Annotated in this window: 15 protein-coding genes; 11 read left to right on the plus strand and 4 right to left on the minus strand. The window is 71.3% G+C overall.

The features are described 5' to 3' along the window. Window positions 1–61: 61 nt before the first annotated feature. Window positions 62–511 (minus strand): MarR family transcriptional regulator, encoded by a 450-nt coding sequence (locus tag VF746_31710; GenBank protein HEX8697028.1) that lies wholly within the window; start codon window positions 509–511, stop codon window positions 62–64. 131 nt (window positions 512–642) lie between these two features. Here VF746_31710 and VF746_31715 point away from each other — a divergent pair, with 131 nt between their 5' ends. From VF746_31715 to dacB, 3 genes are all read left to right on the plus strand, one after another. Beyond that, window positions 643–1035 (plus strand): VOC family protein, encoded by a 393-nt coding sequence (locus tag VF746_31715; protein ID HEX8697029.1) that lies wholly within the window; start codon window positions 643–645, stop codon window positions 1033–1035. Between the two features lie 103 nt (window positions 1036–1138). After that, on the plus strand, window positions 1139–1747 hold the full coding sequence (locus tag VF746_31720) for a GNAT family N-acetyltransferase (GenBank protein HEX8697030.1): 609 nt from the start codon (window positions 1139–1141) through the stop codon (window positions 1745–1747). Next, window positions 1744–3279 (plus strand): D-alanyl-D-alanine carboxypeptidase/D-alanyl-D-alanine-endopeptidase, encoded by a 1536-nt coding sequence (gene dacB / locus VF746_31725; GenBank protein ID HEX8697031.1) that lies wholly within the window; start codon window positions 1744–1746, stop codon window positions 3277–3279. Before VF746_31720 ends, dacB begins: the two co-directional genes overlap by 4 nt. A 719-nt stretch (window positions 3280–3998) precedes the next feature. On the opposite strand, the gene VF746_31730 is transcribed toward dacB, so the two are convergent. After that, on the minus strand, window positions 3999–4694 hold the full coding sequence (locus tag VF746_31730) for a sigma-70 family RNA polymerase sigma factor (GenBank protein ID HEX8697032.1): 696 nt from the start codon (window positions 4692–4694) through the stop codon (window positions 3999–4001). Window positions 4695–4866: 172 nt separating this feature from the next. After that, window positions 4867–6009, minus strand: a complete 1143-nt coding sequence (locus VF746_31735) for a glycosyltransferase family 1 protein (GenBank protein HEX8697033.1) — start codon at window positions 6007–6009, stop codon at window positions 4867–4869. 517 nt (window positions 6010–6526) lie between these two features. Between VF746_31735 and proS the strand changes: the two genes are divergently transcribed. The 8 genes from proS (at window position 6527) to VF746_31775 (ending at window position 15029) form a co-directional block, all read left to right on the plus strand. Further along, complete coding sequence (gene proS, locus VF746_31740; GenBank protein HEX8697034.1) at window positions 6527–8053, plus strand: proline--tRNA ligase; 1527 nt, start codon at window positions 6527–6529, stop codon at window positions 8051–8053. A gap of 271 nt (window positions 8054–8324) precedes the next feature. After that, window positions 8325–9089 carry a hypothetical protein gene (locus tag VF746_31745; GenBank protein ID HEX8697035.1) on the plus strand — a complete coding sequence of 255 codons (765 nt, stop codon included), beginning with the start codon at window positions 8325–8327 and terminating at the stop codon, window positions 9087–9089. 123 nt (window positions 9090–9212) lie between these two features. Continuing rightward, window positions 9213–9647 (plus strand): DoxX family protein, encoded by a 435-nt coding sequence (locus VF746_31750; protein HEX8697036.1) that lies wholly within the window; start codon window positions 9213–9215, stop codon window positions 9645–9647. Window positions 9648–9964: 317 nt separating this feature from the next. Further along, entirely contained in the window at window positions 9965–10726 is a 762-nt protein-coding gene (locus VF746_31755; protein HEX8697037.1) for a CHRD domain-containing protein, read from the plus strand. Between the two features lie 376 nt (window positions 10727–11102). Beyond that, complete coding sequence (locus VF746_31760) at window positions 11103–13385, plus strand: Rv1355c family protein (GenBank protein HEX8697038.1); 2283 nt, start codon at window positions 11103–11105, stop codon at window positions 13383–13385. Between the two features lie 266 nt (window positions 13386–13651). Then, window positions 13652–14095, plus strand: coding sequence for a hypothetical protein (locus VF746_31765; protein HEX8697039.1), 444 nt, complete (start codon window positions 13652–13654; stop codon window positions 14093–14095). Then, the gene (locus VF746_31770; protein ID HEX8697040.1) at window positions 14096–14512 is read left to right on the plus strand and encodes a hypothetical protein; all 417 of its coding nucleotides are present in this window, start codon (window positions 14096–14098) and stop codon (window positions 14510–14512) included. A 112-nt stretch (window positions 14513–14624) separates the two neighbouring features. Beyond that, the gene (locus tag VF746_31775) at window positions 14625–15029 is read left to right on the plus strand and encodes a DUF2784 domain-containing protein (protein ID HEX8697041.1); all 405 of its coding nucleotides are present in this window, start codon (window positions 14625–14627) and stop codon (window positions 15027–15029) included. A gap of 19 nt (window positions 15030–15048) precedes the next feature. Here the strand turns inward: VF746_31775 and VF746_31780 are convergent. Beyond that, on the minus strand, window positions 15049–15531 hold a 483-nt coding region (locus VF746_31780), incomplete at its 5' end, for an ABC transporter permease (GenBank protein ID HEX8697042.1).

Raw genomic sequence — 15531 nt, forward strand, 5'->3', positions numbered from 1 at the left:
ATCACGCCGAGGTCGGCCCCGGCGCCGGCAGCCGGCCCGCGCAGGGCGAAGATCGCCGAGGCTACCGCAGCACCCGCTCGATCAACTCCGCCGCGCGCTCCAGCGTCTCCATCTCCTCGTCGCCCAGCCCTTCCAGCCGCTCCGCCAGCGAGGCCACGCGGCGCCGCCGTCCGGCGATCAGGATCTCGCGCCCCTTCTCCGTGGCGCGCACGCGGAAGACGCGGCGGTCGGCGGGGTCGGTCTCGCGCTCCACCAGGCCGTCCGCCTCCAGGTTGCGCACGATGCGCGTCATCGAGGGCGGCCGCACCTGCTCGGCGGCGGCCAGTTCGCCCAGCGTCCGCGGCCCCCCGAACACCAGCACCGAGAGCGCGGAGAGGTGCGGCGCCGTCACCCCCGTGGCGTCGTCCTGCTTTCTCACCCGCCGCAGCAGGTGGATGCTGGCCGAGTGCAGCCGGTCCGCCACGCGCTCCGCCCGCCCGGGCCGCTCCGGATCGAGATCGCTCTTCGTCATGCTTGACTAATTTAGTTAGCAAAACTAAATATGCAAGTGCGTCATCCGAGAGGCTCCCGCAGGCTATCCTCGCGGGGAGGCGCAGCATAGGTTCACACCCATCACCATCCCAGGGGTGGAGGAGGCGGAAGATGAGCACAGCGATCGGTCAGCTCGGCATCACCAGCGTCGGCCAGGTGGCCGTCAACGTGCACGACCTGGAGCGCGCGGTCGCCTTCTACCGCGACGTGCTGGGGCTGAAGCTGCTGTTCGAGGTCCCCAAGATGGCCTTCTTCCAGTGCGGCGAGGTGCGGCTGATGCTGGGAGTGCCGGAGAAGCCGGAGTTCGACCACCCGGCGTCGATCCTCTACTACAAGGTGGGCGACATCCACGCCGCGCACGAGCAGCTCAAGGCCGCCGGCGCGCGGATGGAGGACGAGCCGCACCTGATCGCCCGCATGCCCGACCACGAGCTGTGGATGTGCTTCTTCCGCGACACCGAAGGCAACGTGCTCGCGCTGATGAGTGAGGTGAGGAACAGCTAGTGCGAAGTGCGAAGTGCGAAGTGCGAAGTGCGAAAAGTACGACAGCACCTAGCACCCGGCACTCAGGACTAAAGCACAAGGACCAAGGACTTTCAGTTCGGCGATGGATCTCACCCCCGTCACCCTCGAGGGGCGCTACGTCCGCCTGGTGCCGCTCTCGCTCGACCACGTCCCGGCGCTGTGGGAGGTGGCGAGCGACGAAGACCTCTGGCGGCTGACGATCGCGATGGTCAGGAGCGAGGACGACCTGCGGCGCTACGTCGAGGCCGCGCTCCAGGCGCAGGCGGAGGGGACGGCGCTCCCCTTCGCCACCACCGACGCGGCCACGGGGCGGCCGATCGGGAGCACGCGCTTCGGCAGCATCGAGCCGGCGCACCGCAAGGTGGAGATCGGGTGGACGTGGATCGGCCGGCCCTGGCAGCGCACGCCGATCAACACCGAGGCCAAGTACCTGATGCTGCGCCACGCCTTTGAGACGCTCGGCTGCGTGCGCGTGGAGCTGAAGACCGACGTGCTCAACGAGCGCTCCCGCCGGGCGATCCGGCGCATCGGCGCCCGGGAGGAGGGGATCCTGCGCAAGCACCAGGTCACCGAGACGGGGCGGAACCGCGACACCGTCTACTACAGCATCGTCGACGACGAGTGGCCGTCCGTGAAGGCGCGCCTGGAGGAGATGCTCGCCCGCCCCTACCCCGGCCCCGAGCCCGCATGAGCGCCTGCCGCGCCGCCGCCGCCCTCGCGCTCCTCCCCGCCCTGGCCGCCTGCGCCGGGGCGGCCGCCGCGCCGCGCACCGCGCCCGCCCCCGCCCCCGCCCCCGCCCCCGCCCCCGCCCCCGCCCCCGCCCGCGCCGCGCTCGCGGCCGCGCTCGACTCCATCTTCGGCGACACCCTGTTCGCGGGGGCGCACTGGGGCGTGGTGGTGCGCTCGCAGGCCACGGGCGAAGTGCTCTACGGCCGCAACGCGGGGAAGATGTTCGTCCCCGCCTCGAACATGAAGCTGGTGACGGGCGCGGCCGCGCTCGAGGCGCTGGGGCCGGCGTACCGCTACCGCACGGCCGTCGCCGCCACGGGCCCTGTCCAGGGCGGCGAGTTGCGGGGCGACCTGGTGGTGGTCGGCAGCGGCGACCCCACCATCTCCGCGCGCTTCGGCGGCGGCGACGCGCGCACGGTCTTCCGCGCCTGGGCCGACTCGCTCCGGGCGCGCGGCGTCACCCGCGTCACCGGCCGGGTGGTCGGCGACGACGACGCCTTCGACGACGTGCCGCTGGGGCGCGGCTGGGCCTGGGACGACACCGACGCCGGCTACTCCGCCGAGATCTCCGCCCTGGAGCTGAACGAGGGCGTGGTCGGCGTCGAGGTCCGGCGCGGCGCCGCGGAGGGCTCTCCCGCCGTGGTCACCCTCGGCCCGCCGACCGCGTACACGCCCGTCGCCAACCGGGCCACGACCGTCGCCCCCGGCGCCGCTTCCGACGTGGAAGCCCTCCGGCAGCCGTTGGGGCCGGGGATCGTCGTCTCCGGCCGCGTCCCGGCGGACACGACCGTCGTCACCACCGAGGTGGCGGTGCGCAACAACACGCTGTACTTCGCCACCGTGCTGCGGGAGACGCTGGCCGCGGCGGGGATCCAGGTGCTGGGCGAGGCCGTGGACGTCGATTCCCTCGCGGCGAAGCCCGCGAACACCGACACGCTCTTCGTGCACGCCTCGCCGCCGCTCGCGGAGATCCTCCCCGCCTTCCTCAAGCCGAGCCAGAACCAGATCGGCGAGCTGCTGCTGAAGACGCTGGGGCGCGAGCTGCGCGGGATGGGGACGGCCGGCGCCGGCGTGGCGGTGATCGACAGCCTGGCGCGCCTCTGGGGGCTGCCGCCGCGGCGTCTGGCGCAGGCGGACGGCTCGGGGCTCTCGCGCTACAACCTGGTGGCGCCCGAGCTCCTGGTCGCGCTGCTGGAGCACATGCGGCGGAGCCCCAATCGCGAGCTCTTCCACGCCGCGCTCCCGGTGGCCGGTGAGGATGGGACGCTGTCGGGCCGGATGCGCGGCACGCCGCTGCAGGGCAACGTCCACGCGAAGACGGGGACGCTCTCCGGCGTGCGCTCCCTCTCCGGCTACCTCACCACCGCCGCCGGCGAGCCGATCGTCTTCTCGATGATCGTCAACCACCACACCCTCACCTCCCGCGACGCCGACCGCCTGGCCGAGTCCGCCCTGATGAGAGTGTACGCGATGCCCCGCGAGCGCCAGCGATGAGGTGCTCGGTGAATTAACGATCCTCAAATCTGTCATTCCGAGCGTCGCCCCAGCGCCATCCGCAGCCTTGAGACAAAGCTCGGGGGCGACCGAGGAATCTACTCACCCCGCGACAAGGCCAGTCGTTCCGCTACGCACCAGCCCCGGGAACTCATCTACCCTCGTTTCCCAATGCGGCGATTCTACGTCTACATCCTCGCCAGCCTCTCGCGGACCCTCTACGTCGGCGTCACCAGTGACCTGCCGCGCCGCGTCTACGAGCACAAGCACAAGCTCCGGGGCGGATTCACCGCGCGGTACAACGTCAATCGGCTCGTTTACTACGAGACGACGGAGAACTCCCGCGCCGCCATCGAACGCGAGAAGGGAGATCAAGGACTGGACGCGCAAGAAGCGACTGGACCTGGTCGAGAGCATGAATCCCGGGTGGGAAGACCTCGCGGAGACGATGCGACTGGTGGAGTGAGCGGGCCCAGAGGATTGGGGCACGCTGCGCGGCTCATCCGGTGTGGCCGCAGGTTCGGTGGCATGGAGCCGGCCACCTGGCGGGGTGCGTAGATTCCTCGGGAGCCCGACGAGCTCTCGTGTGATTGCGGCTTCGGTGCATCGGGCTCCGCTCGGAATGACATATCGTGGAGGGATGTTTCTGACCAGACAGAAAAAAACGGCCCGCCTCGCTGGTGCGAGGCGGGCCGTCGGTATTCGTCCTCCGGGCCGGATCAGACCGGCACGGGAAGGAGCATGCGGAAGGAGTTGCGGGCGCGGTTCAGCCGGCTCTTCACCGTGCCCACCGGGATGCCGATCTCCTCGGCGATCTCCTCGTAGGTGCGGTCCTCCACCTCGCGCATCACGAACGGGATGCGGTGGTGCTCGTCCATCCGCTCGATGGCCGCATCGATCGCCTCGCGCAGCTCGCGGCGGTAGGCCTCGCGCTCGGGGTTGTGCCCGGTGGCCGCGAACTCCACCGGCCGGCTCGGCGCGCCGTTGGACGACGTCTCGGGGCGCAGCTCCGAGAAGGTGGTCTCGCGCCGGCGCGAGCGGTTGCGGAACTCGTTCTTCAGCAGGTTGTTCGCGATCGTGTGGATCCACGTCGAGAACTTCCGGCCGGGGTCGTAGCTCTCCCGCGCGCGGTGGATGCGCAGGAAGGTGTCCTGCGTCAGGTCCTGCACCCGCTCCTCGTCGTTGAGGCGCTTGCGCAGGAAGCCCTGGATGCGCGGCTCGTAGCGCTCCACCAGCAGGCGGAAGCCGTCGCCGTCGCCCTGCGTGTAGCGCTGGAACAGCTGCTCGTCAGTCAGCTCGCCCAGCGGCGCGGGAGCGCCCGGCTCCATCGCGGACAGCCGCACGCCGCGCGTGGCGGCCTGCTGCTCCGCGTTGAACTGCGCGGCGGCAGTGCTGAGATCGAAGGCGTTCTTCATGGCTCCAATATAAGCGAGAGCCCCCGTTTTGTCGAGGGCTCGTTCATCGCTGAACGACTGCCTAAATATAGCTAATTCAAAGGTTTACGCAACCATTCCTCCGTGTCGGCGCCGGATCGTAATCGTTCCCTTAGAAAGGAATCCCGCGCACCCGCCGCGGGTTCCCGCCGGCTCATTTTTCGCCACCGCGCGAAGCCTCCACGATGCGGCGGTAGCTGGCCAGCAGCCGGCCGTTGACCTCGCTCCAGTCGCGCTCCCTGGCGCGCTCGCGGGCGCAGCGGCCCATCCGCGCGCGCTCCTCGGGGTGCGCGAGGAGCCATTCCACGTGGCGGGCCAGGTCGGCCGGGTCGTTGGGGCGGGCCACGAAGCCGGTCTGCCCCGGCTCCACCAGGTCGGGCGGGCCGCCGCGGTCCACCACCACGGCGGGCACCCCCGAGGCGTGCGCCTCCAGGATCACGTTGCCGAAGGTCTCGGTGGTGGAGGGGAAGACGAACACGTCGCCCGAGGCGTACCAGCGCGCCAGCGCCTCGCCCGTCTGGTGCCCGGCGAAGCAGGCGCCCGGGAGCTCCTTCTCCAGCTCGCCCCGCATCGGCCCGTCGCCCACCAGCACCAGCCGGTAGCGGGCGCCCTTCTCCTGGAGGACGCGGTGCATCCGCACCAGGTCGGCCAGGTCCTTCTCCTTCACCAGGCGGCTCACCAGCAGCAGGATCGGGGTCTCCTCGTCGGCTCCCACCTGTGCGCGCAGCTCCGGGTCGCGGAAGCCGGGCGAGAAGCGGCCGATGTCGATCCCCCGCGACCACAGCTCGGTGTGGGTGATGCCGTGCGCGGCCAGCTCGCGGATGATGCCGCTGGAAGGCGCGTAGACGGTCTTGCAGCCGCCGTAGAAGCTCCGGAGCAGCTTCCAGCCGAACCACTCCAGCCCGCCGATGCCGTAGAAGCGGAAGTAGCTGACGAAGTGGGTGTGGAAGCTGGAGACCACGGGGATCCCCTTGCGGTGGCCGTACTTCTTGGCCCGCACGGCGATGGGGGTGGGGCTCACCACGTGGATCAGGTCGGGCCCGTAGGCGTCGAGCCGGCCGCTGACCTTGTGGCCGATGGGGATGGTGACCCGGTAGTCGGGGTAGGGGGGGAAGCGGATGTACGGCACCCGGCTGACCCGGTCGCGCCAGGAGACCTCGGGCGGGGGCATGAAGGGGGCGAAGACGCGGAAGTCGACCCCCTCCTGCTTTTCCAGGAAGGCGAAGAGCTGCGCGAGGGTCCGCGAGACGCCGTCCACCAGCGGCAGCAGACTCTCCGTGAAGTAGGCGATCTTCATCGCCCGCCCGACCCTCCCGCCATTGGACTCCGTTTCCGCGGCCCGGTGTGCGACGCCCCCGTTCGCCCGCGGCAATGTAAGGGCGGGCGGCGGGGGCAGACAGCCCCACGGGCCCTCTCCCCCGCGCGGCCCCGGTCGTTCGTTCCTCACGACCGAGGGCCGCGCTCCCCTCTCCCAGACTGCGGGAGAGGGGAAACACCCCGGCGCTTCGCGCGACGAGACCTGCGTGAGGGATGCGCGCCCGGAGGGCCGGGACAGCGCCGCCACAGGGGTATCGTGGCGGTGGTGGCCCGGCGCGGTTGGGCACAGTCGTATGTGCCCTACCGCGCGCGCAGCCCGGCCCGGAGCGCAGCGGAGGGACACGCCCAGACCCGTAGTGCGAAGTACGCGGGCGACTTGCGACGCGGCACCTCTCTGGTTTATGCTTCGACTACCGTCCTCCCACACGCCGGGGGACGTTTTCTGTCTTGCACGGATCTTCATTCCGATCGAGAGGGTTAGGGAAGTGGCTCAGCAGATGATGAAGGCGGCCCCTCGCACCGCCATACAGCCCACCCGCGACGAGGACTACGCCTCGTGGTACCAGGCCGTGGTGCGCGACGCCGACGTGGCCGAGATGAGCCACGTGCGCGGGTGCATGGTCATCAAGCCGTGGGGCTACGGCATCTGGGAGCAACTCCAGAAGACGCTGGACCGGGCCATCAAGCAGGCCGGCGCCGTGAACGCCTACTTCCCGCTCTTCATCCCGCTCAGCTATCTCGAGCGCGAGGCGGCGCACGTGGAGGGTTTCGCCAAGGAGATGGCCGTCGTCACGCACCACCGGCTGGAGGCGCGCGAGGGCAAGCTGGTGCCCACGGGCGAGCTCGCCGAGCCGCTCATCGTGCGCCCCACCTCGGAGACCATCATCGGGGAGAGCATGGCGGACTGGGTGCAGAGCTACCGCGACCTGCCGCTCCTGCTCAACCAGTGGGCCAACGTGGTGCGCTGGGAGCTGCGCCCGCGCGTGCTGCTGAGGACGACGGAGTTCCTCTGGCAGGAGGGGCACACGGCGCACGCCAGCCACGACGACGCCATGGAGTACACGCTGCGCATCCTGCACGACGTCTACCGCCGCGTGGTGGAAGACGACCTGGCGGTGCCGGTGATCCCCGGCGAGAAGACGCCCGGCGAGCGCTTCCCCGGCGCCGAGAACACCTACTGCATCGAGGCGATGATGCAGGATGGCCGGGCGCTGCAGGCCGGCACCAGCCACTACCTGGGTCAGAACTTCGCGAAGGCGTTCGACATCTCCTTCCAGAGCGCCGAGGGCGGCCAGGAGCACGCCTACACCACCTCGTGGGGCGTCTCCACGCGGCTGGTGGGCGCGCTGGTGATGACGCACGCCGACGACAACGGCCTGCGCGTGCCGCCGCGGGTGGCGCCGCACCAGGCGGTGGTGGTGCCGATGCTCAAGAAGGACGGCGGCGACGACGTGCTGGCCTACGCCCGCCGCGTGGCCGACGAGCTCCGCGGCCGCACCTTCGCCGGGGGACGCCCGATCGAGGTGCTGGTGGACGACACGCTGTACGAGGCGCGCGACAAGAAGTGGAAGTGGGTCAAGCGCGGCGTCCCCCTGCTGCTGGAGCTGGGGCCCAAGGACATGGCCAACGACGGCGTCAGCTTCCTGCGGCGCGACCGCGGGCTCGACTACGTGCGCATGGGCCGGCAGGAGCTGGTGGACGGCGTGGGCGCGCTGCTGGACGAGATCCAGCGGAGCTACCTGGAGCAGGCGCGCGCCTACCAGGAGGCCCGCACCCGGCGCGACGTGGCCACCTTCGACGAGTTCCGCGCCTACTTCGAGCAGGGCGGCGACGGCGCGGCGGCCTCCGAACAGCCGGGCTTCGTGGTGGCCAAGTGGTGCGGCGACGCCGCGTGCGAGGAGCGCGCGAGAGACCTGGGTGTCACCATCCGCTGCCTGCCGTTCGACCAGAGCGGCACCGAGGCCCCCTGCGTCATCTGCGGCCGCCCGGCGACCACGGACGCGGTGTTCGCGAAGGCGTACTGATCCTTCGGCGGCAGACGACGAGAGCCCGGCGGGCCACGCGGGTCGCCGGGCTCTCTCTCGTCCAAGAACAGCTTGGCCTCACGCAGAGTCAGCAGAGTTAGCAGAGAACAAATCGCTCGCGGTGCTTTTCCTCTGCTGACTCTGCTCCTCTGCGTGAGACAAGCAGTTGTCTTCCTCCTGCAGTCGCGAAGACGGCGATGCTCCCCTGATCCGTCGCGCCGCGGTAACTTCCTTCCTCACCCGGAATCCATCGTCCCTGTCGACCCAGCCGATGCGCCGCTCGCTCTTCTCCACCCTGCTCTCGCTCGCCTCCTGCATCCCCGCCGGCCTCCCGGCCCAGGCGGCCGCCCCCGCCGACGCCCCGCTCCAGGCCGTCGTCGTGGTCACGAACGGGTGGGACGCCACGGACGCCGTCCTCCAGCGCTACGAGCGGGCGAGCGCCCGTGCGCCCTGGCGCGCCGTCGGCGGCCCGGTCAGGGCGTCGGTCGGGCGCACGGGGCTGGCGTGGGGGCGCGGGCTGCACGGCGAGCCCCGCGGCGCCGGCCCGGTGAAGCGCGAGGGAGACGGGAAGGCGCCGGCCGGCGTCTTCGGCCTGGGCCCGGCGTTCGGCTACGCGCCGGCGGACTCCGCGCGCTGGATCCGCCTGCCGTACGTCGCCACCGACCCCAGCGTCGAGTGCGTGGACGACGCGCGCTCGCGCCGCTACAACCGCCTGGTGGACCGCGACACCGTCGCCGCGCCCGACTGGACCAGCCACGAGGAGATGCGCCGCGCCGACGAGCTGTACCGGCTGGGCGTCTGGGTCGACCACAACGTCGCCCCCACCGCCCCGGGCGGCGGCTCGTGCATCTTCCTCCACATCTGGCGCTCGCCGGGCGTCCCCACCGTCGGCTGCACGGCCATGGACGCCGGCGACCTCGCGGCGCTGCTGCGCTGGCTCGACCCGCGCGCCCGCCCCGTCCTGGTCCAGGCCCCCCGCGCCGAGTACGGCCGTCTCGGCGCCGTCTTCCCCCTCCCGCCGCTGCCGCGCCCGTGACCGCGGGGGCGCGCGCCTTGCGCTGCCCCCCGCATCGGAACCCCACATGGTAATAAGGTGGTCGAGAGGCGCCGCGGCTGAAGGGTCCGCAGCCAGGGACGGACGTGTTTCGGCGGGAGGAAGATGAGACCGTTCTTCATGCACCGCTTCGAGGAGGCCGCGCTGGCGCTCCTCCGGGTGGTCGCCGGGCTGATGCTGATGCAGCACGGCGCGCAGAAGATGTTCGGCGTGCTGGGCGGCTACCGGGGCGAGCCGGGAAACACCGCCGAGCCGTTCTCGCGAGGCTTCTTCGCGGGCATCCTGGAGACCTTTGTCGCCCCGCTGCTCGTCGTGGGCCTCCTCACGCGGCCCGTGGCGTTCCTCCTCTCGGGGCTCATGGCCTTCGCCTACTTCCTGGCGCACGCGAAAGACGGCTTCTGGCCGATCCTCAACGGCGGCGAGCTGCCCGCGCTCTACTGCTTCGTCTTCTTCTATCTCTCCGCGCGCGGCGGCGGCCGCTACAGCCTGGACGCGCTGCTGGCCCGCCGCCGGGACGCAGCGCGAGCACGACCGAGTTGATGCATCACACGGAGTTAACGGAGTCAACGGAGAACAACATGAAGTTCCTCCGTTACCTCCGTTGACTCCCGTGAGATCGTTCCCCGTCGAGTGCCCGCAGAAATCAGGGGTCCGGGATGACGGACGCGGCTTCTTCCGCGCATACCGGCCGCGTCACCCCGGCGCCGACCGCGAATGAGACGGCGTGATGAGCCGCGGCCATTTGTTCAGGAATGTTGACTTTGCGAAAACTGCCGTGTTTCGTATCAGCACCGCCAGCGAGGATACCGCGGCATCCCGAAGTCTCTCCCTGAACCGGCCAACCGACGGAGGCGGCAATGCATCTGCGGTACGTCTGCATTTCGGGTCTCGCGCTGCTCTGGGGGTGCGGCTCCACGGATCAACCGTCCACGGCGGAGGCGGCGACGCCGGCGGCATCGGCGTCCGCCGCCTCCGCGCCGGCACCCGCCCCGAGCCTGGACCCGAAGCGCGGCAAGGAGATCGGGCTCGTGTTCGAGGCGTTCCTGAGCCCGTGGCAGGAGGGCGACGAGGAGGAGAACACCCCCGGCTCCACGCCGTCCAGGTTCCGCTCGACCACGCCCTCGCAGAGCCGCGCCCAGCGCGAAGCGGCGGGTCATCGCGCCCATGGCCAGCTTCGGTTCAGCAACGACCTCAGCCGGGCCTACGTGGACGTGCGGGTCGAGGGCGTCGACCTCTCCGCCGTCAACATGTTCCACATCCATTGCGGGCGGCCGGGCATCCTGGGCCCCATCCTGGTCGACTTCGCGCAGGCCACGGACCTCAAGCAGAACCTGGCGGACGGCACGTTCTCAGTCGAGCTGAGGAACGAGCACATCGTCAGGACCGCCGAGGCCGGGAAGGGCCTGGTCGGCGTCGCCACGTCCGGGTGCGTCATCCCCAGCCCGTCGCTCGGGTCCAACGGGCCCGTCAAGACCTCGACGATCGCGGGGCTGGCGCGGCTCGCCCGGGACGGGGAGCTGTACTTCAACCTCCACACGACCGGGCAGACGTACTTCGGCGACCTGCGCGGGCAGATCCACCGCGCCGAGACCCCCACCGGCCAGGCGGGCGGGGAGTGACCGCGAGCTGAAGCGGCGAGAGAACCGCGCGGCGGGCGCCCACGCCCGCCGCGCTTCCTTTTGGCCTCTGCAGGCCTTCCGGCACGCGGCTTCGGTCCGCCCGGACCCTCTCCCTCCGGACGCGTGCATCGTTCATTTGTTTGCTAAACCGTCCGCCGGGAACCTCTTAGACGCTGCGGCACCCGCTCCCCAGTTGGGTCTCCGATGTCCCAAAAATATCCGCCGGGATGAAAGTTTATCCAGCCGTGCGGATCGACAAGGCGTTGGGATGTAAACGATTACATCAGGTGGCCCGGACCGGTCCGCTCGTTGCTAAGACGTGATAGCGGCGGGAGTTCCGCGCGGCTCGAAAGCGCGGCTCCCGCCGACGTCTACCATGAGCAGGAGGTTTTCCGTGCTGGCCAACGACTTCATCACGACGGACGAGGCCTGGGGCGAGGCGGCATCCTCGCCCCTGGTGCTGGACATATCGCGCCCGGGAGACGCCGCGCGCCTGAACCACCTCATCGGCTCCGGGCAGGTGCGGAGCCTCCACGACACCATCGAGCAGCAGATCCACGACCTGCTGCGCGTGCGGGCCCGGAGCGGCGCGCTCCCGCCCGACTCGGCGCTGGACGCGCGCGACGCCGTGCTGGCAGGGATGCTCCCCTCCGAGTACGGCCGCTGGGTGTTCTATCCCTGGTCCGGCCGGCTGGTGCACGTGCTTCCCCCGGCCGAGTTCGCCGAGCTGCGGCTGGACCGCAACCGCCACAAGGTGGCCGCCCCGGAGCAGGAGCGGCTGGCCCGCTTTCACGTGGGCGTGGTGGGGCTGGCCGCCGGGAACGCGGCCGCGCTCACCCTGGCGCTCGAGGGCGCGTGCGGGCACCTGAAGCTCGCCGACTTCGACGCCGTGGGGCTCGCCCACCTGAACCGCGTGCGCGCCGGCGTGCACGACCTGGGCGTGCCCAAGACGGTGCTCGCCGCCCGGCAGATCTACGAGCTGGACCCGTTCGCGCGCATCACCCTCTTCCACGAGGGGCTCACCCCGGAGAACGTGGCCGACTTCCTGGGCGGCGACGTGCCGCTGCACGCGGTGGTGGACGGCTGCGACGACCTGCACGCGCGGGTGCTGCTGCGGGAGAAGGCCCGCGCCGCCGGCATCCCCGTGCTGGCCGAGAGCGGCGACCGGGGGACGCTGGACACCGAGCGCTTCGACCTGGAGCCCGGGCGCCCGCTCTTCCACGGCCGCGCGGGCGAGCTCACCGCCGCCGGGGTCGCCGCGCTGGACGACGACGCCCGCCGCGCGTTGGAGCTGGTGATCGCCGACGCCGAGCGCGCCAGCCCCCGCGCCGCCGCCAGCCTGGTGGAGATCCGCCGCACCGTGTCGGCGTGGCCGCAGCTGGGCTCCGACGCGGCGCTGGGCGGGGCCACGGTGGCCATGGCGGTGCGCCGCCTGGCGCTGGGTCAGCCGCTGCCGAGCGGGCGTCGCTCCGTGGACGCCGAGGCCGTGCTGGCCGACGGCGGCCCCGCGCTCTCGGTGGTCACCACCATCGCCCCGCGCCTCAGGGTGCTGGCGGGGGTGGACGGGCGCATCCCCGAGCTGGTGCGCTTCTGCGTGCACCACGGCACGCTGGCCCCCTCGGCCGCAAACCGGCAGCCGTGGCGCTTCAACTGGGACGGCGAGCGGCTCTGGGTGCTGCACGACCGGGCGCGCTCGTCCACCCTGCTCGACCCCGCCTTCCGGGCCGCGCACCTGGGCCTGGGCGCGGCGATCGAGAACATCGCGGTGGCCGCCGCGCACCGGGGCTACCGCGTCCGCACCGAGCCCTTCCCCCGCCCGCGCGACCCGCTGGTGGCCGCCGCGCTCACCTTCGAGCCCGCGGGCGACGCGGTGGCCTGCGACGCGGAGCTCTTCCCGCAGCTCGCCGAGCGGGTGACCAACCGCCGCACCCCGGCGCGGGTGGCCCTGGGCGCGGGGGCGCTCACCGCGCTGGCCGACGCGGCGCGCGTGCGGGGAGCGCGGCTGGACCTGCTCACCCGCGAGGAGGACCTGGCCGAGCTGGGCCGCATCGTGGGCGCGGGCGAGCGCATCCGCTACCTCTGCCGCGAGCTGCACCGCGAGATGGTGGACGAGGTGCGCTGGTCGCGCGAGGAGGCCGCGCGCGCGGGCGACGGCATCCCCGTCGAGGCGCTGGAGCTCACCCCCGCGCAGCAGGCCGCCCTGCGCGTGGCGGCGCGCCCCGACGTGGCGGCCACGCTGCGCGAGCTGGGCGGCGGCCGCGCCTTCCAGGAAGAGGCGGAGCGGGCGGTGGCGCGCTCGTCGGCGGTGGGACTGATCACCGTGGGCGGGGCGGCGCCGGCGAGCGCGCTGCGCGGGGGGCGGGCGGTGGAGCGGGTGTGGCTGCGCGCCACCTCGCTGGGCCTGGCGCTGCAGCCGCTGGCGGCGCTCGTCTACATGTTCGAGATGCTGGACGGCAGCGCGGCCACGGTGTTCTCCGCGCGCGAGCGCGAGGAGCTGCAGGCGCTGCGCGAGCGCTTCGACGCGCTCTTCGAGGCCGCGGGCGACGGAACGCGGCTGATGCTCTTCCGGCTGGGCGTGGCGCAGGCCCCGTCCGCGCGCTCGCCGCGGCTGCCGCTGGAGGCCGTGCTCACCTACGGCCGCCCCGCCCTGGCGGCCTGACGCCGGCGACGGGAGGCCGGCCGGCGCGACAGAATGCCCGCGCGCCGGCCGTTCACAGAGACTTCACGGGCTGACCGACATAGATCGCAGGACACGGAGGACCGGGCGCTCGCGGGGCGCCCGGTCCTCCCGTTCATCAGCGTGCTCCGGCGCCGCATGCAACTTGCTGGTAATCCCATAGATAGATGGACAAACTTGACACTTCCGTACGAAACTCGCATTATACAGGCGCAATTCGCCATAACGTGCATCTTGAACGAAGACGAATGACGACGCTCGCGCACCAGGGGCTGGCTGCCTCCACCGCGCCGGAGGCGGCTCGACCGGACCGCACCGCCCTGTACGAAGCTGCCGGCGCGGAGCCGCTCTCCTGGCGGGAGAAGCTCCGGCTCCCGCTCGTTCGTCCCCGCTCGGCCCGGGCGCTGATCCACAAATATCGCCTCTGGACGGCGCTGGAGTTCGCGTACGACGAGGTCGTTCGCGAGCTGGGCCCGGTGCGTGTCCAGAAGATGGAAGTGCATTCGGATCTCGATGGCTCCCCCTACCTCACGGTCGAGATCCTCGCGCAGACGACCGAGCACGAACCGCTGTTCGAGTTCGAGAGCACGCTCTACACGAGGCTTCGGGAGCGCTTCGCCCGTCCCGATACTCTGCGTCGTTTCCTGATTACGATCAGCCCCGATCCAGACTACCTGCCTCTGTTTGCCTGAATGTCATTCGATCCCGAGCGGTGGCTCCAGGTCGCGGACGTCTGCTGCATCAAGATTCCCAAAGTCGACACGGAGGCATTGCTGCGTACGGCCGAGAACCGCGCTTACTATGCCGCGTTGCTCTCCGTACGGAAGCGGATCGAAGAGGCGCAGGGGCCCGGCACTGTGCCATCGAGCCGCACGCATGAAGCGATCTTCCAAGCGGTAGGCACGGGCGGGGACCAGTTCGAAGAGATCTATCGCGTGCTGCTTCTTCTCAGAGCCGCTCGAGACCGGGCAGATTACGAGTTGAACGCACCCGCACCCAAGTACGAAGCAGTGGTCGATCACGTACGCCGCTGCCGATGGCTGATCCGCAACCGGATCAACGCCATGCGTGACGAAGAGTACCGCCGGCTCAAGGTACCGCGGCCCTGAACCGGATCGGGAAAGCGGAAGGACCGGGCTCTTGCGCGATGCCCGGTCCTCCTGCTTCTTCGGGAGAGTGGTCACGCCGCCGATCCGCATCCGGTCACCCGGGCCGCCTCCGATGTCGCTCTCTCCCGCCACCTACCGCTTCCTGGCCGACGCCGTGGTGGTGATCCACTTCTGCTTCGTGCTGTTCGTGGTGCTGGGCGGGCTGCTGGTGCTGCGCTGGCGGCGGCTGGTGTGGCTGCACCTGCCCTGCGCCACCTGGGGCGCGCTGATCGAGTTCGGCGGGTGGATCTGCCCGCTCACGCCGCTGGAGAACCACCTGCGCGCGCTGGGACGGCAGGCGGGCTACGTCGGCGGCTTCGTGGAGCACTACATCGTGGCGATCATGTACCCGGCCGGGCTCACCCGCTGGATGCAGCTCGTGCTGGGCGTCTTCGTGCTCGCCGTCAACGGCTTCGTCTACTGGCGCGTGCTCTCCGGCGGCCGCCGCCGGGCCCGCGTTCCCGCTCCCCAGCCGTAGCTCTCCCTGTTCAGGAGACTCATCCCAGCCCGCGCGGGCGCACCACCCGCTCGGCCAGCGCGAGGACGCCGTCCACCAGCAGGGCGAGGAGCGCGGCGGGGATGGCGCCGGAGAGGATCATCCGCGTGTCGGAGAGCGCCAGCCCGGCCACGATCGGGTCTCCCAGGCCGCCCGCGCCGATGAAGGCGGCCAGCGTGGCGGTACCCACCGTGATCACCGCGGCGGTGCGGATGCCGGCCATCACCGCCGGCGCGGCGAGCGGCAGCCGCACGTGCCGGAGCACCTGCCCCGGGCTCATCCCCAGCGCGCGGGCGGCCTCGGTGGCCTCGGGGCCGGCGTCGCGAACGCCGCTGTACGTGTTGCGGACGATCGGGTAGAGCGAGTACAGCCAGAGTGCCGCCAGCGCCGGCAGCACGCCGATCCCCAGCAGCGGGATCATGAAGGCCAGCAGCGCGATCCCCGGGATGGTCTGCAGGAGCCCCACCGCGCGGACCCATGCCTC

The sequence above is a fragment of the Longimicrobium sp. genome (assembly GCA_036389795.1).
GTDB lineage: Bacteria > Gemmatimonadota > Gemmatimonadetes > Longimicrobiales > Longimicrobiaceae > Longimicrobium.